Origin of the sequence: Micromonospora sp. HK10, assembly GCF_000982955.1 — a bacterium.
Classification (GTDB): domain Bacteria; phylum Actinomycetota; class Actinomycetes; order Mycobacteriales; family Micromonosporaceae; genus Micromonospora.
In genome coordinates this window covers 1-21,525 of the sequence record NZ_KQ058810.1, presented here as the reverse complement: position 1 = coordinate 21,525, position 21,525 = coordinate 1, and the positions used below count along the sequence as shown (strand labels likewise).

The following is a 21,525-nucleotide window of genomic DNA, read 5'->3' as shown; positions in this document are numbered from 1 at the left end:
GTCCACCCCCATAGGACAGATCATGGCCTTCCCTAGCAGATACCCGCCCGACCTCGTTGACGCTGTCGTCCAGCGCGTCGCCGACGCCCGCATCGTCAAGGCCTACGGCGCCGTCACCACTGTCGCCCGCCAGATGGACCTCGATCCCCGCATCGTGCAGAAATGGGTCACCAAGGCCACGGCTCCGCAGGCGCAGCAGGCGGACCGAGGGGCGGACGGCACCGGACCGCGGCACGACTACCTGGTCCCCGGACTCCTGCGCTGCAAGTTCTGCCATCAAGCGGTGGCTCTGGCTGAGACGGCCGCCGCGGCACCGGCGTACCTCTGCGGAAACGACTGCTGGCCCAAGCCACTCGACGCCGTCGTCATCGCCGATCATGTCGGTCGAGCGATCCTGCGACACGCGCCACGGATCATCCCTCTCCCCGCAGGGACACCGGCACGCCCACACCTGGCCGCCATGCACGCTCACCGCATCCTGACCTGCGTCACCGTCGGCGCCGCCGCTCACGATATGACTCTGACCTGGCGCGCGGCACCGTTGGCCAGCCCAGACCGCCGGGAGACCGAACGCGCGAAGCGTGTCGCCGCTGCCCGCGACCTCGCCGCCCGCGATCCCCTACGTGCCCGGCAACTCCTGCACGGCAGCCTCACTGGCATCGACCCCGCGACCGCCGCACCCCATGCGGTGCATGCCGAAGCCGGCACTCTTCTTGCCGCACTGCACCTGCGGATCGGTGAGCTCGATGCCGCCATTCGCTGGGCCGGGTACGCCCACCACAGCGCCAACCACCTTTACGGCCCCACGCACCGGCGCAGTCTGCACGCCCTGCACCTGTTCGCCGCCGCTCACCGCAGTGCCGGTCACCATCAGCGCGCGTACCACCTTTATCGGCAGCTCGGCGAGCACTTCGCGAGCAGCGACGGCCCACGCGGCCACCGAACCCTCGCCGTTCACGCCACAACAGCCCTCGTCCTGCACGACCTCGGCCACTGCCAAGCCGCCCAGGACCTCCTCGCCGACACCATCGCCACGCAGCGCCGTGAGCACCCCGGAAACCCCACCACCGCCCGCATGACCTACCACCTCACCCGCATCCGACAGGACTGCGCCACCAAGGGTCACCGCCACGAGCACGGTGAGAGCCGACCACCGCCCTCGGCACCGACCGCGCCCCGTAGCAAGACCTGCGAAGGATCAAAGGAGGCCCACCCAATGCCCCTCCGTTCCGTCGGTGACCCACCACTCATCCCTAACCAGCAGTCTGGTACACCGCTGCCCAGCTCAGACCTGATCATCAGTACGTTTGGCGGCCGTCCGCGGGTTCTGCCAGAGGTTTGGACGGTGCCCCTTCACGCGGCGTCCCGGCTCGCCTCGCACCACGGCGAACAATGGGCAGCGGAGACGATTTCCCGCGATCCGGCCGCTGACGACCACGTGGTGGCTGCTGCCAAGAGATCGATCGACCGTCTCAACGCCACTCGGGTGGCTCTCATCGGGGAGATCGACTCTTGGGTTGAGCAGGTGATTCGGCCGCCGGGCGGGGCACCGTTGCACACCGAGACGATCGGCTCCGTGGTCGACCGCTTGGCCATCGCGTGGGTTCGGTGGAGGCGATTCTCGGAGACCGCCCAGTTGGGCCCGAGCGAAGTCGATCCCTCGGTGGCGCTCCAGCAGTACACCGAACTCACCGAAGCTTTCGACACCCTTGTGCTCGACATCCATGAAGGTCGCCGCCGCATTCCTCAATGGCGCACGCTCAAGAGCTATCGGGAGCCGCGATGAGGACCGCCGTCACCCTCAACGGTGCTGACAACGTCGGAAAGACCACGAACGCCCGCTGGTTGGCGTCGGCGATGCCGGATGTCGAGTTCACCGGGACAGTCGATCGGTGGGACCGGCGATGGGCCGAGGTGTCGCGACGAGACTTCAGTCAGTGGTGGTTCGTCGACAGCACCACCGACGAACACATCGACCTCGTCTTCAGTTCCCACGCCGCACGGTGTGCCGGCGGCGGCTCCTTGGCGTTGGAGGACCGCGGTTGGCCGATGCTTGTGGCGACCTGCGCGGCGACAGCGGCGGTCAAGGATGGCACATCCACCGCCGAGGCGCTCGCCCACGTTGAGGCCAGAGCACGCCGCTATGCCCCCGCGCCGCGCCGTGAGCTGCACCTGCTGCTGCGCCACAGCGACCAGCCGGTAGCCGAGGCGCACCATGCCGTGGCACGCGAGCCTGTACCGACCACCGAACGCTACGTCGAGTATCAGCGGCGACTGGCCGAGGCGATCGCCCTTCAAGTCGATGGCGGGGAGTACGAGGCCACCGTGGTGCGTGGGCACCGCCCACTCCTCGACGTGCAGCGCGAGATCCGCCAGGTCCTGACGCAACTCGACGTGCCCGTCGTTCCGCTGCCGCCAGACCGGATCCAGCACCTGTGGGTGCTCGCTGGTATGTCGGAGAGCGGCAAGAGCACGGTCGGCGAGTTGCTGCGCACGGAGCACACAGCCACCCGGCTGAAGATCGGCTACCTCATGCAGCTTGCCGCCGATCGGCTCGGGGTGGCCGATCCGTATCGCGAATGGGACGAGCTGACCCAGGCGCAGATGCTCACGGAGGAGATCCTTCGATTCGCCGCGCTGAACCCGGGCTCGCACCGGATCAGCCTGGAGAGCGCGCACCGCTTCGACGCCACAGCACATCTCCGCAGGATCTGGGGGGAGCGCTGCGAGATTATGTTCCTCCGCCTTCCGGACGGGCTCCGCGCGCAGCGCGCCACCGAGGCCATGGAGTCGCTCTCCGCCCGCGACGCGATCAAGCGAAGCCGGGGTGGAGACCGCATCGCGTCGATCGCCGACACGGTCATCGACAACGGCCGCAGCCTGGCCGCGCTGAAGAGGGCGGTTACGGAAGTTGTTCACCGCAGGTCCGGGGCCAAGGTTCCGCCGCATGCGGACACGGCCATACCTGAGGCCCTGCAAGCGGTTCTCGCGGACTGCGTCGCCAGGCTGACCGATTCTGAGACCGCGCTCGTCGCCGCCACGGGGAGCCTCGCCCATCAGGGCTGGCAACCGGGATGGAGCGACATCGACCTCCTTGTCGTACGCGACACGCTGCCGCTGCACTGGCTTCAGACCCGGCGTGTGCCCCGGAGCGGACCGGCGGGGGAGAAGATCGCACTGTCGTCGTTCACCACCCGGGAGATGCTCGCCGGGTTGGTCCCACCCCGGGTACTGCACGCGGTGCGGCAGATAGCCCGCGATGGCTGCGGCCTGCTCTACCGCCGAAGCGACCTCGTACTCAACGCCTTCGACGCACCAGCCGACGACCGCGCCTCACGCAGCGAGCTGCCGCTCGTGGCGATGGTGCTGCGGCGACTCGCCGCGAACCCCGAGCCCGATGTCCGCGCGGTCTACAAGCACGTCGTGCTGATCATGAAGATCATTCTGCGCGCCGATGGGGTGAACCTCGACGCCAGCGAGGAGGTCCGTCTCGCCTTCACCACCAGCCATCCGGACGCCGACGTCGACCTCCCGGGGGTGGCCGAGGTCAGTGGCGACCGGTGGCGACAGGACGAGATCCTCTCCCATCGGGTTCGCGGAGCCGCCGCCAAAATCCTCGCCTACCACGACGTGCTCGCCTGCTTGGTCGCGTCCAACACGCCCCAGACGGAAGGATCAGATTTTCGATGACCACCGCCTTTGACGAGGTTCTGCACGCCGATCGGGTGACCCGGCTCGGGGTGGGAGACACCACTCGTCCGATCCGGGTCGTCCACGGCCTTGATGGCATCCGCACCGACGTGGCCGCGGAACAGGTGCTTGCGACGGGGAGCAGCTTGTGGAAGCGATGGTGCGAGCACCCGGCGTACCGGCCGCACGATCTTCTCCTGGGCCTTGATGCCGGCGGCATCGTGCCGACGATCGCGGTGGCCTGGGCCAGTGGTAGCCAGTATCGGCTCGCCTGGAAAGTCAATCTCGACCTACCCGGGAAGCTCGTGTTCCACGAGCCGCATGCCCGGCGTCTTGAGGTCTTCGCCTACGGCGACTTCGAAGGACTACGCGTCCTCATCGTGGACGACGAGATCACCACCGGGCTCACTCTGGCTAATCTCGTCGAGGCGCTTCGCGCGGCCGGCGCCGACATCACCGGCGCGCTCTGCCTCGTCGAAGACACCGCTGGCGAGGGCCGGCAGCTACTCGACCGCAATGGGGTCCCGCTGTGCGTACTGACAACGCTGTGACCCTCGTCGATGGGCCGGTGTGCCACCGCGGCGGACGCTACGTCGTCCGACGTGAACAGGCGCCGCTCGGCCGGCTTCTGCCGTATCGCCGGGCCAACGGAGAAACCCTACCCCGGCTGGCACGCCTCGACGCGGTTCGTGAGACCGGGTGGCGCGTCGACTTCGGCTCTCGCGGACTCGGCGACCTGCTGCTCGGCCTCGCCATGGCACAGGCACTTCACGACGCCACATACGCTCAGTTTGAAACCCTGGAGTACGCCGGCAGCCGGGCGGACCTGATCGCCCGGTGCACCCTTCCAGTCACGGTCACGGGCGGCGACGGGCACCAACTGGGCACGCTCGGCAACGAAGACGCCTTGCAGTTCGACGCGGTACCGGAATCGCCTCCAACGCTGCTCGACCTCATCGACGCCGACATTGTCGAGGTCCATGCTGCGCTGCCGATGCGCTACTACCTCGACGTTGAGCAAGCCCTCGGCGTCAGGCTTCCCGCATCCGCTGACCCGTCCCCCAGGTTCCGGTCGTCGGTCGCAGCGCCGAAGCCACTCCACGTGATCTTCGTGGCCACGACGAGTCGCCCCGACCGTAAGGACTACGGCATCGACAACTTCGGCGCGCTCGCCGACCACCTGTCGGCCCGCCACTCGGGCGCCTGGCGCTTCAGCCTGGTGACACCACCGGGCCACCAGCCACCGGCATCCGTCGGGCAGATCGAGGTACTTCATGGACCAACGGCGGTCGAGTGCATTGATCTGTTCGCCGCCGCCGAACTGGTCATCGGCAACGACACCGGCCTGACCCATCTCGCCGCGCTGACCATCCGAGGGGACGGCACCCAGCCGCAGGTGGTCGGCCTCTACGGACGGCACGGCTACGCCAAGTGGATCACCGGATCAGCAGGCCACCACGCGGTGGCCACCCCGTTCTCGCACCTGATGTCGGTCGCCGACGCATGTCCCATGCGAGACCGCTACGACGACACTCTCTGGTCCACCGCGAGCGACCTTCGCGCCATCCCCGCCAAGGTCATAGCCGACTTCGCCGGGCAGTGCGCGGGCTGGTGGCAAGGATGATCCGAGTCGGCCGCTACCGCCGCTTCACCATGAACCGCACCTTCCACCTCGACATCGGCGCACACCGCCTCTTCGTCAAGGTGAACCCGAACCCCGTGGAGGCTGCGGCCGAAGTCGCCGGGCACCACCGAATCCGCCACCACTACCGGCTACCGAAGCTGCATTCCCAGCACCGCATCGGGCACTGGGCCCTCACCCTCTACGACCGCCACCAACCCGATCTTCCCGACACCGGCCTGCTCCTCGACGCCCTCACGTCCACCGGCCTCGGCAGCGCGGCCAACCTCGACCGTGGGCTCAGCGCGATGCTCCACCACTACCGCCGAACCATCGACGCGACCATCTGCCGAGTCCCCGCCTCACGCGCCAACAGCAAGCTCTACCGCGACCGGGCCCAGCCTGGCGGCAGGCTGGACCACTACTACGGCCACAACCCGATCGTGCTCAAACTGACCGACGCCGACGGTCTCCGGCCCTCTGAGCTGCGGGAGACCACCCTCATGGTCAACGGACAGCCCCGACGGCTCGACCTTCCTGCCCTCCTCGGTGAGCTACGCGACGCCTTCCACCCGGACGAGCAGGTCTGGGCCGCGATGACCCAGGGCGACCCCACCGACTTCAACATCGGCCTCGACGTCGACAACCAGCCCGTCTGGTTCGACTACGCCACCGCAGGCCTCAACGCCCTCCCCGGCGAGATCGCCTGCTTCCTCTGGTACCAGAGAATGCACGGCGCCTGGCTCGTCCCTCGCTACAACACCGACGCCTACGCCGACCACAGGAAGGCACTCGCCGAAGCTGTCGAACCCACCGTACGGCTCAAGAGACTCTCCCACCGGGCTGTTGGCATCGACTACCAGCACCAACCATCGCCGGCCCGGCAGCAAGCCATCACCCGATACCTCACGACGCTCGCCCGGCCGCTCGCACGCTCCGCCGCCACCGACCTACTCACCTGGATACGCCCGTACCTCGCCATGCGGATCCTCGCCGTATACCCACTACAGCTCCTGGAACCCCGCGACGCTGCTCTGTCGCTGGGCCTGCTCGCCGACCTCTACGCACCCGACGCCGACCTGGAGCAGATCCTCGGACTCACCACTCGGACGCCAGCGGAGCCGCCCTTATGAGCCGCCCCATCGCCGTCATCACCGGAGCAGGCACCGGAATCGGAGCGGCCATCGCCGCCCGGCTGTCCGCCGACTTCGATCTCGTCCTGACCCACCGCTACGACGACACCAACCTCGCCGCGGTCGTCAAAGCCGCTTGCCGCCACGGCGCCCAGACCCACACCGTCACCGGTGACCTGACCGCTGCTGACATCCAGACCGCACTCCGCGCCACCATCGAGCAACACGCCACCCAACTCGCAGTCCTGATCAGCAACGCCGGTGCGTACCCCCGCATCCCGTGGAGCCGGACGGACCTCAACGTCCTACGCGACCAGCTCGAACTCAACCTCGTCACGCACGCCGCCGCGATCCGCGCCGCCACACCAGCCCTCATCGCCAACGACTACGGCCGAATCATCGTTGTCTCCTCAGTCATGACCCAGCTTGGGCGCGTCGACCTCGCCGGCTACATCGCCGCGAAAAGCGGCCTGGAAGGACTCGTCCGCGCGCTCGCACGCGAACTCGGCCCCCACAACATCACCGTCAACACCGTGCGGCCCGGCTCGATCGAGGTCCCGGCAGAGCACAGCGTCGTACCCGATCACGAGGCCATGGTTCGGCGCCAGCTCGACCGGCAGTGCATCAAACGACGGGGTCGACCCTCGGACGTCGCCGCCGCCATCGCCTTCCTGGCCACCTCGGAAGCGGGATTCATCACCGGCCAAGCGATCAACGCCGACGGCGGCTGGCACCTGTCATGACGACCCTCTGGATCCGCCACGGAACCAGCCTCGACGGAATCACCCGCCCCCACGCCCATGCCCGCCCCGACACGCCCCTCACCGCGCGCGGCGCGGCACAGATCGCCGCCACCGCCCACACACTTCGTGAGTGCGGTGTCCGGCCTGCAATCGTGTTGACCAGCCCGCATCCGCGCGCCGCCATAAGCGCGGAGATCCTGGCCGCACTGCTCGGCGTGCCGCTCGCCGCTCCCAACCCGCTGTACGCCGAGTGGCGCGCCCCAGACTGCGTCCTCGGCAAAGGACCTGACGACTACCCGCCCGAGTACCGGACCTGGCGCACGAACCGGCTCCGCCACCCAGACTCAACCCTGGCCGGCGGAGAAAGCCTCTCAGCGCTTCACAAACGGGCGATGGCCGCCGCGACGGTCCTCGGACACCCAGTCGAAGGAAGAGCCGCCTTGATCGTCTCGCATCGAGTGCTCATCGGCGCCGTCGCAGCGATCACCGCCGGAGCGAGCCGCCCCCCGGAGGTATTCCAGGCCGCGCGCCGATTCGCGCTCGAACCGGCAGGGATCTGGCCCGCTTTAGCTGAACTCCGATAGCAACGCGTCAGTGTTTGCGATGATGAAATCCTTCAAGGCCTCAGGCCTTAGATCCACCTCAGGAAGGCGGTCGACAGCCACCCGCTCCACGGCATAGTCACCACGGCCCGGATCAGTGAACTCCGCGCCCGTGCGCGCACCCTCGTCAACCTGTGTGAGCCGGCAGGAGACGAAGTGTTGTACGGACACCCCCTCGCCCGACGGCGAGCTGAACAAGAACACCTGGCTGAGCCGCTCTGCCTCTGCGCCCAACTCTTCCCGCAGCTCACGACATAGGGCTGCCTCGAGGGATGCATCGGTCGGTTCAAGGCCGCCACCGGGCGCGGTCCAGTATGGGGCTTGGCCGGGCTTTGTCCTCTTAATCAACACCAGCTGATCGCGTTCGTCCCACAGGATCGCCCGAACCGACCGACGCAAAACCTCACGCATGTTGACTCCTATCAACAGCTACCATGGCACAGGCGAGTCGAAGTTACACCGTGAGGTCTTGCGAGGACGAACTTGGCGCTGCGCCCTACCGTGATCCAGCTCCACCAAAGGCCTCATCCGCGCCTTCGTTACCTGCTAATACGGCTGCCGCCAATGGCGGTTCGACCTGGTTCCAGGGCACTTGCCGTCGGTGTTTGTTGGCTATAGCGGGCTGACCACCGACGACGACCGATGGCTTGCCCGCGAGTGGGCGCTCACGGAGGGCGCCCGGTCAGTGCCGCCGGCCAAAGTGGGATTGACCGCACCAGAAGGTGACCGTTGCTGTGGCGTCGCTCGTGGCCATGTTGTGCATTTCTGGGCATGGCGGCGACCGGGACGTGGCTTGATGACTCATGGCGCCATGGCTGCGATCGAGTCGGGCTTCGCGACGGCCGCCGGCAATACCGGAATCGGTCCCACTACCCGGTCGTCTCCGCAAAGGTGGAGTGCAACCTCCCGCCGCGCACCACGAGAGTCTGCAGCTTGCGCCCGCAAAGATCGTCTCCGCGGGAGCCAAAGTCCCGAAATGATCTGGTAGTAGGCACTGAGGTTGGCGTCGGGGTCGCTGCCGTCGATCCAGCCGGATAACGTCCCGAACGTGCACGCGATGGTTCGGTCGTCCGACAGTCCGAATAATCCCCAGCGCCCCCGCCACTGCTCAATCCACTGGGCTTTGATCTTGTGCTGCACGGAGTCGGGATTGATCGGCCGCTTTCCCCCGTTTCGCAGCGGAAACTCTTGGTGCCGTCTCATGATCTCGTTCCCTACCCACCGTGCTGGCGCGACGTAGAAGTCAGCCCGGCTCGGCCCTTAGATCGACGAAATCCAGTACCGCTCCCTTCTGGCGGCATCGCTGGCGCTCGATTCTCGTCCGACTGTGATTGACGTCTGCCAGTCTCCTGACGTCTTGGCCGTCACCTTGGCTAGGACAGGATCTGCCAGGTCTGACCAATCAGCAGAGGTGGCCAAGGAAACCAGTCTTCCGACCAGTCTCGCGTGGCCTCCCCGTCGTGCGATATCGGCGACTGCTCTACCGATCCCGACTTGATGGACCTGGAGCGTGTTGATCTTTTTCGGCCCATACGGCGTTCAGGCGGCACGCCAGCGGAGCCGGCTGTCTGTTGCCGAGGTTTTGCACCGCATCAGCTTGCCCGTGCTGGTGCGCCCCAGAGCGCCAGCTGGGCTGCAGAAGGCACCAGCGTGCACGCCGGTGCGGATCGAATCCGTCGTCGGCTTGGTGGTGCGCGGCGCGCTGGTGGTGCGCTTCGGAGCGGGCTTGGGGCTGGTCCGGGTCGGCTTGGGGCTGGTCCGGGTCGGCTTGGGGGTGGGCTTTGATGTCGGGCTCGGCGCGCTGGTCGTCGGCACCAGACTCGGCGACGCGGAGACGGCCGGCTCGGCCAGGGCCTGCACGGCTGTCGGGGACGCCTTGGCGGCTGGCTTGTCGGAGCCGGAGTCGGTGAAAGCGGCGATGCCGCTGCCGCAGCAGCACAGCAGCGCGATTCCGAAGAAGCCTGCAGCGACCTTCTGCCCCCGGGTGACAGGGCGCTTCGGCCCCTTCGCGCCGGCCGCCTTCATCCCGACGGTAGGCGGCAGGGTCTGTCCCGGCGGTCCATACCTCTGGTTTCCTCCGGCTGGCGGGAATTGTGCCGTCGGGTACGGGGGGACGTTGGCGCCGTGGGTGGCGGCTGGCCGGTAAGGGGCTGGAGGCGGAGGCGGTGGCTGCTCGCCCCATGGGTCGTGCGGAGGCTGGTTTGTCACCTGTCCGAGTGTGGTGACCAGCGTGAAGAGTTGTCAGTAACCGATCGGCCACGATTAGTGTCGCCGTTTCGGCCGGTCACCATGTCGTCGGGTTGAGACTCTCCTTATTTCGGGCAGCGGTCACACCTTGCCGGCCCGAATACGAAGACGGGTGGCGAGGAAGTCGGAGACGGCAAGCGCCGGCCCACCCCGAGACGGTGGTCCGGACCTGAGGCGCGGGGGTCAGCAGTCGGTGTAGCTGCCGCTGCTGCCCTCGGAGCAGGAGTCGATCCCAGTGCCGACGGAGTTGGGCAGGTAGGCGGCGTCGCCGGATATTGCTCACACCTACCAGGACGGGCGCCGTAGCGGTTGCTTCTGGTGTTTCTGCCGGGCGAGCTGTAGTAGACCTTAGTGATCGTTACGGCGGGATGGCGGCCTGCGCCGAGGCGGCGGGCGACGACCCGCTGACGGCGATAGCAGGGGCCGAGACAAACCCGGTAAGTCTCTTCTTCAAGTGGTATCCCTAACACGAGAGTGGAGGGCAGCGTGAATCGAACCGCCGGCCAGATACCTCGATGGCATCGCATGCGCGCAAGAACGTAACGGCACCGGGCGGCCCATCCGGGCCGGCAACGCCGAGCTGCGCCAGTCGTGGCCGAACGAGGGTGGCCGTGTTCCCAAAGGCCCTGCCCACGATGAGTGAACGGGCTTCCTGAAGCGTCTACTCGTCCGTCCGACCTTGAACGACCGGGTGAACAGGATATTGACTGCCGGCCTTACGGTCGGCGGGTGGGGTTCTCCATCAAGTTGGCACCCGGGGTACGTGTCCGCGCCTCGTCACGCGGGATCCGCACGAGTCTGGGCCCACGGGCTGCCAGGGCCCATATCGGTGGCGGCCGCACCGGCTTCTCCACCGGCGCCGGTCCGGTCGGCTTCTACACGTCCCTCGGCGCAGGCCGCGGCCGTAGCGGTTCCGGTAGTCGCGGTACGTCAGCGGCGGCCTATCAGCGGCAGCTCGCGGCGCAGCAGCGCCAAGCCGTGCAGGCGCAGCGGGCGGAGGAGGCCCAGCAGCTGGCGCAGGCGTTTCTGCGGATTCTCGACCTGCACCGGGTGAACTTCCCCGCCGCCACCCCACCGGTGGCGCCCGAGCCCGCACCACCGGACCGAGTCAGCATCCTTAAGCACTACGAACAGCACGCCCTGGCAGGGATCGGGTTCTTCGAGCGGACCAAACGCGCGCAGGCCAAACAGCGCGCCGCGCAGTGGACCGACGCCGAGGTGCAGCGCCGGTGGACCACCCTACTCGAGCAGCAGGCCAGCTGGCAGCGATACCTCGACCGGCGGTGGCAGCAGATGTGCAGCAATGACCCCGGCGTCGTCCTGGAAACCCTCGAAGAAGCGTTCGAAGACAACGAGGCACCCAGCGCCGCGATCGGCGTCACCGGCGACGAGGTCTCCCTCGTGGTGCTCGTGCCCACCGTCGAGCAGGTCGTGCCCGAGCGTATGCCCACCACCACCCAGGCCGGCAACCTGTCCCTACGGAAGTTGTCCCAGCGCCACCGCGCCGCCTACTACAAGCAGTTCGTCTGCGGCCAGGTCCTCGTCACCCTGCGGGAAGCATTCGCGGTCGCACCCGCGATCGGCTCAGCGCGAGTGGCCGTGCTGCGCCACGACGGGCCGGACAGCTATGGCAAACCACGGGTGTCTTGCCTTCTCGCCACCAAGATCCACCGCGCATCGCTACAGGGCGTGCGATGGGCGGAATCCGACGCTGCCTCCATCGTCGAGGACACCAGCACCGAACTGCTGCGCAACCCGCGAGCACGGACCGGCGAACTGCTGCCTGTGACCCTCGCGGGGGAGCCAGCACTCAGCGAACTCATCAACGCTGTGGACCTTGCCGAACTGACTAACCGTTGACCACCGTAGCGGGGTTGCCATGCGGCACCCGGGACTCCCCAGCCCGAACGCAGCGCTGAAAACCACCGCCTTGGACGCCAGCTGAGACTGTGCGCCGGAGGCTTACCTGCCGGCCAGATGCATACAGCGGCTTGCTCCCGTGACGAAACATGATCCAGTCCAGTCGTTGGATCGCCTGGCCGCGCGGCTACTTCGCCAGAGGCGATGATCATTCCTGCTGCGGTTATCGGCGGGTGTCCAGTCGTCCCGCGTACCGGTAGACCGGCGGATCGGTTTCGTCGTCATCGCGTAGGTACTGATGCGTGATGGTCGCAGCCGGCTCCACCCGTGACCCAACATGGAACCCTGTCTGCGGGAGTAGCAGGGCCAGTGGGAGCAAGCCGGTTTCGTCGACCTCGACGGGTGCCAGACGGCCATCGACAGGCCCTCCGAGGAACCATGCTTCTCTGGCGGGCATCAGGGCCGCCCGGTCGCGCTGATCGCGGTCAGCAGCGCCGCAGCCGCCGCGACAAGTCCCGCGAGCGCGCTGATGAGTCCGGTCATCGGAGCGACGCGGTCCGGAACCACGGTCTCGTCCCTGCGTGCTGATCGTCTGCCTCGTCTCACCATGGCTGTTCTCCTCCCCGGCCCGCCTCCTTGGTCCCTTACGGCGGCACTGGAGCAACTTCACCAGCGACCAGCGTCGCCTACCAGCACCTGACGCCGTCCTGTGGACAGACACGGCTGCCTGTGAATAACGCATTCGGGGCCGGTGTCTTGTGGTATAGCCAGCGAACCGGAGCGGGAGAAGACTGAGGTGCTGGAGCGACACAGGCCGCAAGGCGGACCCATTACGATCTTCGTTTCTGGCGGGCGAGCGGACCCATCAGAGAGCACGGACTGAGCCGTCATTCCGCAGCCGTCGACTCCGGCCGCTGGCTTCGCCGCGGCGGCGTCAACGGCCTACCACCAGTCTGCTCCCGCCACTGCCCGGCGGTGTCGGCGCGCAGCAGACGCTCGACCATGCGCACGGCCTCCGGCTCCGCGTCGAACTCCCAGCGCAGGACCTTGCCCGTCTCGGTGTCCCCAGCGCGGGCGACGACCATCCAGCGGGTCTGCCGCACCAGCCACACGTCCCGGCGCGCCAAGCGCCCCCACACCCCGTTCCAGTACCGTCGGATCACCTCCTGCACCAGGTGATCGTACGCATGTTCGAACATCGGGGAAGGTGGGGTGGGATCCGACGGGCGTACAGGTCACTCGCAGCGGTCCTCGGCGCCCCGACCGTAGGGTTCGCAGCAGTCGGGACGGTGGCGGTACACGTGCAGATCACGCCCCTGCCGAAGACCCCGCTCGGACGTGATCTCGTACAGACATGTCCCCCACACCACGGTCTCACCGCCGCCGGACACCACTTGTCCATCACCCGGCCCGCCGCGCAGCAGCACGTCCATTCCCCGACCGTACGTAATCGGCGACGACCCGACCCGCTCAACGCCACGTCGCGCAGGCGGCCCCTAAGCTCACGAGTGCAGGTGAGACGTGGCGGTCATGCCGCACCGATCAGGAGGTGAACGGTGGGGGAGTAGTTGATCTTCTAGTCGCGTCGAGGCTGCGCTGCGCAGAGGATGGAGTCCTTGACGTCTACACCGCTGATCGACCGCACCTCACCGTCGGCGCGCAGAGCGAACCCACGGCGACCTGGAAGGCTTTGCCGCCGCACGGGCACGCGCATTCGTCACGGTCGGCGTCCTGCCAGTAGTCGGGGCTGCCCGCGGAGCAAGGCACGGTCACCGCACGTGGCGCGCTGTGTCTGTGCGCACCCGTTCTCGTCGTCTGCGAGGACCGCGAAGGTGTTTCCGCCGCAGCGCTTGCGGATCATCTCCTTGACCCGAGCCACGCGGCACCCACCGGGCTGGTACTCCCGCCGGTAGTCGGCGAGGTCCGCTGATGTGGTCACCTGCCAGCCCGGCTGGCGTGCGATCCCGATGCCAGTATTCGCAGACGCCTTTCACCCTCTTCACACAGGCGACCTTCAATGGACATGATCGGGCGAGACGGTCGCTGTCCAGCCCGTCGTCGAGGAGGCCTTCATGCGAGTCACCCGACAGCAAACCCGATCCCCACTCTGGCGCCGCGGTCTTGCCGCTGCGGCCACTGCCGCCCTCACCGGCGTCTGCCTGCTCGCCGTCGACGCTCAGCCGGCCATGGCCACACCTCCGGGAATCCCCTCCAAGGCCACCGCTCAGTCGCAGCTCAACGCCCTCACCGTCAAGAGCGAAGGATCGACGAGCGGATACTCCCGTGACCTGTTCCCGCACTGGATCACCATCAGCGGGACCTGCAACACCCGCGAGACTGTCCTCAAGCGCGACGGCACGTCCGTGGTCACCGACAGCAGCTGCGCGGCGGTGTCGGGACGCTGGTACAGCCCGTACGACGGCGCGACCTGGACCGCCGCCGCCGACGTCGACATCGACCATGTGGTGCCCTTGGCCGAGGCGTGGCGGTCAGGTGCCAGTAGTTGGACGACCAGCCGGCGGCAGAGTTTCGCCAACGACCTCACCCGCCCGCAGTTGATCGCCGTGACCGACAACGTCAACCAGTCCAAGGGCGACCAGGACCCGTCGACCTGGCAGCCGCCGCTGTCGTCGTACCGCTGCACCTACAGCAAGATGTGGATCACCGTGAAGTACAGCTGGGGCCTGAGCCTGCAGTCTGCCGAGAAGTCCGCCCTGCAGAGCATGCTGAACACCTGCGCCTCCTGACACCTGTTCCAGGCTGATCAGATAGCCGCGCCCGACGCGGTGAAGGGCAGCCACGGCCGGCGCGAATGTCCGGTTACCCTTCACCGCTGGCGCCGCCGTTCAGCAGCCGTAGCGGCCTTGGCTCGAAGTGCCTGCCGCCCCGGCGTCGGCTGGCGACGGCGACGGGAGCACCTTGCCGTCGCGCGCCCACACTTGGCTGCCGTCGGGCCAGACGACTGCCGGCCCGTCCTCGGCGTGCAGCTGGCCGTGTGCGTTGACCCGCAGGACGGAGGGGCGTTCGCTGATGATGGCGACGTCGGTGAGCGGCCACCAGGGCCCGGCGGCCAAAGCCACCTCCCGGCATCCTTCCCACGCGGCATCCGGCGCGGCGCCGAGGACCGTCTGGTAGGTGTCGATGGTGGCGAGCAGGAGCCAGTCGGGGTAGTAGTTCCAGGCTGGGTCGAAGAACCAGTCGCGCGGGTTGAGGCAGTACCGGACGACGGCGTGCCCTTCGTCGTCCTGGTCGACGATGATGCGTGCGCTGTCCCGAAACCAGGCGGGCTGCATGGTGTAGCTGGCGGTGAGGTTCCGGTCGATGGCCGCCCAGACCGGGCCCTGCACGAGCCTGTACACCCGTCGCACGGTGTCGAGCACCGGCTTGAGGGTGGTGCGTTCGGGCTCGGTGACGGGGTTGCAGCGGTACGGGTATTCCATGAGGTCGTATCGGGCTTCGAGGCCGTCGTAGCGCTGTTCGCCGTAGTAGCCGGTCCACTCCATGAACTGGTGGAAGTCGCCGAAGGCGGTGAATTGGTCGCGCTCGCTGGTGTGCTCCCAGATGGGTGCCCGGGCCGTGGCCAGGGACTGGTTGAGGTTGCCGCGCCGCACCGAGCTGACCAGCGAGCTGTGGCCGTCGTCGAGGAGGCGTCGTAGGTGTTCGACGGCGGCCGGGGGAGAGGGGCACCAGAGGAAGCGGGACGGGTCGGGCTTGGCTGCCGCCTGGTAGGCGAGACGAGCGGCGGCCTCGGCGCGCGCATGGTCGGCGGGCTCGCAGGACAACGCCGCCTGCGTCCACCGGTCCGCGACGGCTTGTGCGGGCGCTGTCATCGGGTAGATGGCTGACGTCATGGCCTCCTCCAATACAGACAACCGTTTGCCGGTTGGCTTCGACGGTGGGGTGGTGGGTCAAGTCGTGGTTGGCCGGGCACGCCGGCCAGGTTCCGCCGGGGCAGTGGCTCGGATCGTTGCGGCTGCCACGACGGGAGTTGCGTACCCTGGTTCGTGGCGGTGAGTAATTCACGGGTGACGTGAACATGATCCTCATGTTTGACTGGGATCTATGCGAGCGGGGCAGGCGCGGCTAGCGATCGACTGCGGAAGCGCCAGCACCAGCGCCGTTTTGGCATGGCCGGACGGCACCTGGACACCGCTGCTGTTCGACGGGGAACCCGAACTGCCCAGCGCCGTCCTGCTTTCCCCGGGCGGGGAGACGTTGACGGGCCACCAGGCGTGGCAGGCCGCCGCCGCCGCTCCCGACCGGTTCATTCCGACCCCGCGGCAGCCGCCCGACCAGCGGCTGAGCGTCGCCGACGTGGACGTCGACCCCCTCGACCTGGTCGCGGCAACCCTGCGCCGAGTCACCTACGAGGCGCAGCAGGCCGCCGGATCCGAGATTGAGGATGTGCGGCTGGTCGTGCCCGCGGGGTGGGGCCCCAGACGCCGCACGTGGATGCGTCACGCCGCGCACCGGGCAGGCCTGCCCCAACCCACGCTGGTCGAAGCGCCGGTAGCGGTCGCCGCGCACCTCCTTGCCACGGGGGTGCAGCTGCCGGTCGGATCGTTCATCGCCGTCTGTGATGTCGGCGCCGGGGCGGAGGTCAGCGTCCTGCGACGCGGCCCGGCCGGCTTCGAGGTCCTCGCCACCCTGGCCGACCCGGCCGCCGGCGGCACCGCCATCGACGACGCCCTCGCCAGCCTGCTCACCGCCACCAGCCCCGCGCAAGGCGACGGTGAACGGTGGGCGCTGCTGGCCAGCGTCCGTACCGGCAAGCACGCCCTGACCGACCACGTCGCGGTCACGATCCCTCAGCCGCAGGGATCAGCCGTGGTGCTGACCAGCGGCCTGCTCGAACAGGCCGCCCACCCGATCCTGCACCGCGCCGCTCACCTGACGAACGAGGCGATCGCGGCCGCGGAACTCCGGGCCGAAGACCTCGCAGGCGTCTATTGCGTCGGCGGTGTTGCTCGCATGCCGCTGCTGGAAAAGGCCCTCACCGAAACCACCGGGATAACCCCCGTCGTGCTCACCGATCCTGGACTCGCGGCGGTCCGCGGGGCTGCGGACGCCGGCGCCGCCGACGCCACGGCTGGGCAGCCGCTGGTGGACGAGCCGGTACCGCCGGTACGGCGGGCGGTCGCGGTCGCCGTGCCCGGCTTCGCCTCGCTCGCACTGATCTCCCAGTTCCTGCTCACCCCCCAATGGAACGGCAGCCTCTGGGACAAGTGGGCGCTGCTCAACTGGGGTGAACTCGCCGTCGCCGCCGTCTTCGCCGTGATCGCCAGCCTCGGCGCCGGCACGGTCCTCGCCTCCGCCATCGCCGCCCGCACCACCCTCACACCCGGCCCCTCCGCCAGCCCCGGTTCCCAGACGGGCACCGGAATCCTGGCGTCGGCATCCCTCGGCGTCGCCATCACCGGCATGTACGCCGTCCTCGCAAGCCTCTACATCGGCGACCCCGTCGGCGGGTTCCTCCGCTGGACACTGCTGCCCATCGCCCCGATCGTCGCCCCCGCCGCGGTCACGGCCGTCGTAGCCGCGCGACAATGGCGCACCCCACCCGGCGGCTGGTCGAAGCTGCTCGCGTTCCCCACCGGCTCGGTGATCACCGCCGCGCTCGGCATGGCGTTCATCCAGTACTCGCTGACCGCCGACCGCTGGCCGACCATGGTCCTGTGGATCGACCTCGCCGGACGCGTCGGCGGCCTGCTCCTCGGCATCGGCACCGTCATGGCCCTCGTGTCCCAGCCGATCCTGCGGCTGGTCCTCGGCGCCCCTCTTGCGGTCATCACCGCCGCGCTGGTCAGCTGGCCCGCCTCCGGCATCCTCGGGGTGATCTACGCGATCGCTGTGGCCGGGTGGTGGCTGCGCCAACTGTGGACCCGCCTCCTGCGCCCCCAAACCCCGACACCGAGCCGGCCGGCCGCATGAACCGACAGGCCGCGGCCGGCGACCAGATCACCGGGTGGGAGCGGAGCAGATGAGGTGGCCCCAGCGGGTGGTGTCGGCCGCGTTCGTCGTGACGCTGCTGGTCGCGCCGCCGTGGCTGTTGACCACCCTCGCCGGCCCGCCGCTGCCCGGCTGGCCCACCGAGGCCCAACTGCAGGGCTGGATCGCCGACCCGCTGAACCAGCACACCCTCACCGCCGGCCTCACCTGTCTGGCCTGGCTGGTGTGGCTGGGCCTGGCCAGCACCGTCGCGGTGACCGCCGCCCGCCGGGCACGCGCCCGCGCCCGATGGCTGCGCCGCCTGCCGCTGCCCACACCCTGGCAAGCCGCCGCCACCAGCATGGCCGGCGCCGCCGCCCTCCACACCGCCCACATCCCCACCGTCGACCCGCCGACCCCGCCGGTCCCGGCCTCTACCGGCACCCTCCACCCGCAGTCCGACGTTGTCGAGCCCCGGACCAGCGGCGGCATCACCGTGCCCGGCGGCTGGCTACCCGACGCCGTCGCCCAGCAGATCGCCGCCGCGGCCGCCCTGGTGTGGCTGCGCCGCCGCCGCGCCTACCAACCCGGACAATCCCCCACCGAGCCCGCGGAGTTGGCACCGCTGCCGGCCACCGTCACCACGATGCGCGCCGCCCTCATCGACGCAGACACCCCGCAGCCATCACCGGCATCCGCCACCTCCGGGCTGCCCATCCTGCCCACACCCTGCGTGGCCCTCACCGGAGACGGCGCCACGGACGCCGCCCGCGGCATCCTGCTCATCCAACTCCTCACCACGCTGCGAGACCCACACGACACGACCCGGCTGCTCATCACCCACACCACCCTCACCACCCTCCTACCCAACATCGCCACGGACGCCGCGATCCCCGGCCTGCGCGTCGTCGACACCGTCGACCAAGCCGCCGCAATGCTCCCTTCCCTCAACACCGCACCACCCGATCCCGACGAGGAACCCATCCACCCGGACCTGCTGCTGCTCACCGACCCGCCGAACGCTCCGACAGCCGCCCAAATCGCGACCATGCACGACGCGGGCGCGACCGTCGTGATCCTCGGCGCCGGACCGGCCGTGACCACCTGGAGCATCGACCGCCACGGCCACACCCGCGACGAGCACACCGGGCAGGCAGGACCGCGGCTCTGCGTCCTCAACCGCACCACCGCGACGGACCTGCTCGCCGTCATCGCCCACCCCGCCCGCCAACGGCAGTACCCCATCACCGAACCGGCTCCGCCGCTCTGGCAGCTACCCGAAACCGGCCACGCCCGGATTCCCCGCCAAGCCGGCAGCGACCGTCGGGCGGCGCCCGACATCCCGGCGGTCACGAGCGCCCGTGTCCAGGTGCGGATCCTCGGCCGGCCCGCTCTCCTCGCCGGCGGCGAGCCCGTCACGATCCGCCGCAGCGCCGCCCTGCAAGTGCTGGTGTTCCTCGCCGTGAACCCCGAGGGCGCCACCACCACAGACCTCGTTCAGGCCATCTGGCCCGGGCTGTCCGCCCATGCCGTCACCGGCCGCCTCTACACCACCCTCAGCGACCTACGCGCCGCCATCCGCACCGCCACCAGCGCCACCGTCGTCGCGCACACCGACGACCGCTACCACCTGAACCCCGACCGAGTCGACGTCGACCTGTGGCGGCTGCACGCCGCCGCCCACCACGCCGCCACCACCCTCACCGACCCCACACCCGCCTGGCAAACGGTCATCGACACCTACACCGGTGACCTCGCCGCCGGCCACACCTGGGCCTGGATCGACCCGCCACGCGAGGCCGCCCGTCGCCTCGTCCTCGACGCCTACGCCAGCGCCGCCGCGGCACAAACCGAACCCCAGCACCGGCTGCGGCTCCTCCAGGACGCCATCCGCGTCGACCCCTACAACCACACGCTGCACCAGCTAGCCGCCGACCAACTCGAGGCGCTCGGCGACGCCGACGCCGCCGCCCGACTCCTGCACGCCTACCAGAAGCGGCTCCACCTCGCCGGTATCCGCGTCAGCGAGCAACACGCGCCCACACCACGCTGACCCCAGCCGCCCACCCCGTCCGCAGCACGAATTTCGCCCCTGCAGCGCACCTGTCAGCAGCTGATCCCGGTGGTGTCGGCGTACGAGTTGCAGTGCAGGGCCGCCTACGCCACCGAGTACACAGCGGCCATCGACATCCGCAAGCTCAGCGGCGAGCTGATGGTCGAGCCGCCGCCCGCACGCACGAATCATCGACTACACACAGCGACGTTCGCCGAGCCCCGGTGGTGTCCGGATCGAGAAGAGTGCATGAAGCTGACGCTGGAAGGGACCTCATCAAATCCCGATGGACGGCCGCAGCCACAATACGTCGGACGCAAGCCTGACTCTGGCTAACCACCCCGGTGAGCAGCAGGGTCGGTGCCCGGAGCCGCGAAGTGCCGCATGCCCATGCCATGATGCCGTCCCACGGATCGGTCGAGGAAGGGAACATCAATGGGCGCTTCGGCGTGGCGCTACAGGGCGGACTACCAGCAGGACGTGGGCGCTGCGCTCCGGCAGCTGCGCCAGAAGGTGTACGACCGCGGCGAGTACTACCGGGAGTCTGTCGAGGGCGACCCCGACCTGGAGCTGACGGAGGAGGAGTTTGGGGCCCGGTTGGATCCGCGCAACGACGACGACGGCTTCAACGACGCGATCATCGAGGACTGGCGGGAACGCAAGCGCCGGCCGGTGCCCGTCGACCCGGACACCCTCTTTGCCGCGCAACCGCACTCCGGGACACATTCGATCATCGACATGGTCAATGGCGTGTCTGATCGCCCCGACTTCGCTACGGTGTCCCCGCTGACCAGTGAAGAGCTGATCGAGGCCTTCGGTAGCACGACGCCACAGTCAAGCCAGGTCCAGGAGTGGATAAAGGCCGGTGGGGGTTTGCGGGAGCGGTGGTTCGGCACGTATGTGATCAGCTACCGTGACGGTCAGCCCGACCACATCCACTTCTGTGGATTCTCCGGCGACTGAATACCTCACGACGGCCACGTTCCGCAGCGCGACCGCTCGAGACGGAGCCCTGCCACGCCGTGCACTCTCATGCCGCCGAGCGGGCGCGCCGGAAGGCAAGAACTCGCGTCACTATCCGTAGACGTCCGGCGCAAGTGTCGGTTCGATCCTCGTGCAGGCACGTGCCGATGAGCGCGCACCGGGAAGGCCGCACGCCGGTATGCTGCGCCCGCCGCGAGGGACTTCGGCAGGAGAGGCTGTGACTGGCACTGACGCTAGCGTCGTTCGCTTGGAGCCGGAGTCCGGTGTGGTCATCGACGCACCCTCGGAAGACGCGATCTTCGAAGCGATGGGCGACCTTGACAGCCGCGACAACACGTTCCTCACGATCGAGCAGGCTGGCAACGGCCAGGAGTGGTACGTCGTCATCAGCATCGTCGAGGCGGGCGGCTTCGAGATCGAACTGCGCGATGCTAAGACCCGCGAGCACGAGCTGTACGTCTCGAACGACCGCAGCAGGATCGCCACGGACGTAACGATCTGGGTTGCCGGTCGTCCGGCATTCGCCCAGCAACGTGCGGATCGTCTCGAATCCTGGTGAAAGCCGCCGTCGAAGCCAGCCGTGCGCAGCACTAAGGTAGCCTCGATCGGGTTCGCGGATCTACCGCGATCCGGGCGCTAGCCCCAACGTCGTTCAGTTAGGCCG

Annotated in this window: 18 protein-coding genes; 13 read left to right on the top strand and 5 right to left on the bottom strand. The window is 68.5% G+C overall.

The features are described 5' to 3' along the window. Nucleotides 1-22: 22 nt before the first annotated feature. From LQ51_RS31240 to LQ51_RS32000, 7 genes are read left to right on the top strand one after another with little or no spacing between them, the layout of a single operon-like run. Complete coding sequence (locus tag LQ51_RS31240; protein WP_197087683.1) at nt 23-1,786, top strand: DUF4254 domain-containing protein; 1,764 nt, start codon at nt 23-25, stop codon at nt 1,784-1,786. Then, nucleotides 1,783-3,690, top strand: coding sequence for a hypothetical protein (locus tag LQ51_RS12780; RefSeq protein WP_052744857.1), 1,908 nt, complete (start codon nt 1,783-1,785; stop codon nt 3,688-3,690). Before LQ51_RS31240 ends, LQ51_RS12780 begins: the two co-directional genes overlap by 4 nt. Continuing rightward, entirely contained in the window at nt 3,687-4,241 is a 555-nt protein-coding gene (locus LQ51_RS12775; RefSeq protein WP_046565458.1) for a phosphoribosyltransferase, read from the top strand. The genes LQ51_RS12780 and LQ51_RS12775 overlap by 4 nt, the downstream gene beginning before the upstream one ends. Beyond that, complete coding sequence (locus tag LQ51_RS12770) at nt 4,238-5,314, top strand: glycosyltransferase family 9 protein (RefSeq protein ID WP_046565456.1); 1,077 nt, start codon at nt 4,238-4,240, stop codon at nt 5,312-5,314. The genes LQ51_RS12775 and LQ51_RS12770 overlap by 4 nt, the downstream gene beginning before the upstream one ends. Continuing rightward, complete coding sequence (locus LQ51_RS12765) at nt 5,311-6,444, top strand: hypothetical protein (protein WP_046565455.1); 1,134 nt, start codon at nt 5,311-5,313, stop codon at nt 6,442-6,444. Before LQ51_RS12770 ends, LQ51_RS12765 begins: the two co-directional genes overlap by 4 nt. Next, nucleotides 6,441-7,187, top strand: coding sequence for an SDR family NAD(P)-dependent oxidoreductase (locus tag LQ51_RS12760; RefSeq protein ID WP_046565453.1), 747 nt, complete (start codon nt 6,441-6,443; stop codon nt 7,185-7,187). The genes LQ51_RS12765 and LQ51_RS12760 overlap by 4 nt, the downstream gene beginning before the upstream one ends. Beyond that, complete coding sequence (locus LQ51_RS32000; protein WP_082159400.1) at nt 7,184-7,771, top strand: histidine phosphatase family protein; 588 nt, start codon at nt 7,184-7,186, stop codon at nt 7,769-7,771. The genes LQ51_RS12760 and LQ51_RS32000 overlap by 4 nt, the downstream gene beginning before the upstream one ends. On the opposite strand, the gene LQ51_RS12755 is transcribed toward LQ51_RS32000, so the two are convergent. Then, entirely contained in the window at nt 7,754-8,200 is a 447-nt protein-coding gene (locus LQ51_RS12755; RefSeq protein WP_046565451.1) for an NUDIX domain-containing protein, read from the bottom strand. The two genes, LQ51_RS32000 and LQ51_RS12755, sit on opposite strands and share 18 nt — an antisense overlap. A gap of 1,128 nt (nt 8,201-9,328) precedes the next feature. Then, nucleotides 9,329-9,814 (bottom strand): hypothetical protein, encoded by a 486-nt coding sequence (locus LQ51_RS31995; protein ID WP_082159399.1) that lies wholly within the window; start codon nt 9,812-9,814, stop codon nt 9,329-9,331. Nucleotides 9,815-10,765: 951 nt separating this feature from the next. Here LQ51_RS31995 and LQ51_RS12745 point away from each other — a divergent pair. Further along, a complete protein-coding gene (locus LQ51_RS12745) occupies nt 10,766-11,896 on the top strand; it encodes a DUF4236 domain-containing protein (protein WP_156313068.1) in 1,131 nt (376 codons plus the stop codon). Nucleotides 11,897-12,783: 887 nt separating this feature from the next. On the opposite strand, the gene LQ51_RS12740 is transcribed toward LQ51_RS12745, so the two are convergent. Further along, nucleotides 12,784-13,068, bottom strand: a complete 285-nt coding sequence (locus LQ51_RS12740; protein WP_231605728.1) for a hypothetical protein — start codon at nt 13,066-13,068, stop codon at nt 12,784-12,786. A 63-nt stretch (nt 13,069-13,131) separates the two neighbouring features. Continuing rightward, nucleotides 13,132-13,329, bottom strand: coding sequence for a hypothetical protein (locus LQ51_RS12735; protein WP_046565445.1), 198 nt, complete (start codon nt 13,327-13,329; stop codon nt 13,132-13,134). Nucleotides 13,330-13,968: 639 nt separating this feature from the next. Between LQ51_RS12735 and LQ51_RS12730 the strand changes: the two genes are divergently transcribed. Continuing rightward, the gene (locus LQ51_RS12730) at nt 13,969-14,643 is read left to right on the top strand and encodes an HNH endonuclease family protein (RefSeq protein WP_046565442.1); all 675 of its coding nucleotides are present in this window, start codon (nt 13,969-13,971) and stop codon (nt 14,641-14,643) included. A 99-nt stretch (nt 14,644-14,742) separates the two neighbouring features. Here the strand turns inward: LQ51_RS12730 and LQ51_RS12725 are convergent, their stop codons facing one another. Beyond that, a complete protein-coding gene (locus LQ51_RS12725) occupies nt 14,743-15,759 on the bottom strand; it encodes a DUF6745 domain-containing protein (RefSeq protein ID WP_156313067.1) in 1,017 nt (338 codons plus the stop codon). A 259-nt stretch (nt 15,760-16,018) separates the two neighbouring features. Here LQ51_RS12725 and LQ51_RS12720 point away from each other — a divergent pair, with 259 nt between their 5' ends. The 4 genes from LQ51_RS12720 to LQ51_RS12705 all read left to right on the top strand — a co-directional run bounded on the left by LQ51_RS12720 (nt 16,019) and on the right by LQ51_RS12705 (nt 21,420). Beyond that, nucleotides 16,019-17,827: an Hsp70 family protein gene (locus tag LQ51_RS12720; protein ID WP_231605727.1), complete on the top strand. Its 1,809-nt coding sequence runs from the start codon at nt 16,019-16,021 to the stop codon at nt 17,825-17,827. A 49-nt stretch (nt 17,828-17,876) separates the two neighbouring features. After that, the gene (locus LQ51_RS12715) at nt 17,877-19,877 is read left to right on the top strand and encodes an AfsR/SARP family transcriptional regulator (protein WP_046565587.1); all 2,001 of its coding nucleotides are present in this window, start codon (nt 17,877-17,879) and stop codon (nt 19,875-19,877) included. Nucleotides 19,878-20,312: 435 nt separating this feature from the next. Continuing rightward, on the top strand, nt 20,313-20,840 hold the full coding sequence (locus LQ51_RS12710) for a hypothetical protein (RefSeq protein WP_046565437.1): 528 nt from the start codon (nt 20,313-20,315) through the stop codon (nt 20,838-20,840). A gap of 268 nt (nt 20,841-21,108) precedes the next feature. Continuing rightward, nucleotides 21,109-21,420, top strand: a complete 312-nt coding sequence (locus LQ51_RS12705) for a hypothetical protein (RefSeq protein ID WP_156313066.1) — start codon at nt 21,109-21,111, stop codon at nt 21,418-21,420. Nucleotides 21,421-21,525: the final 105 nt, after the last annotated feature.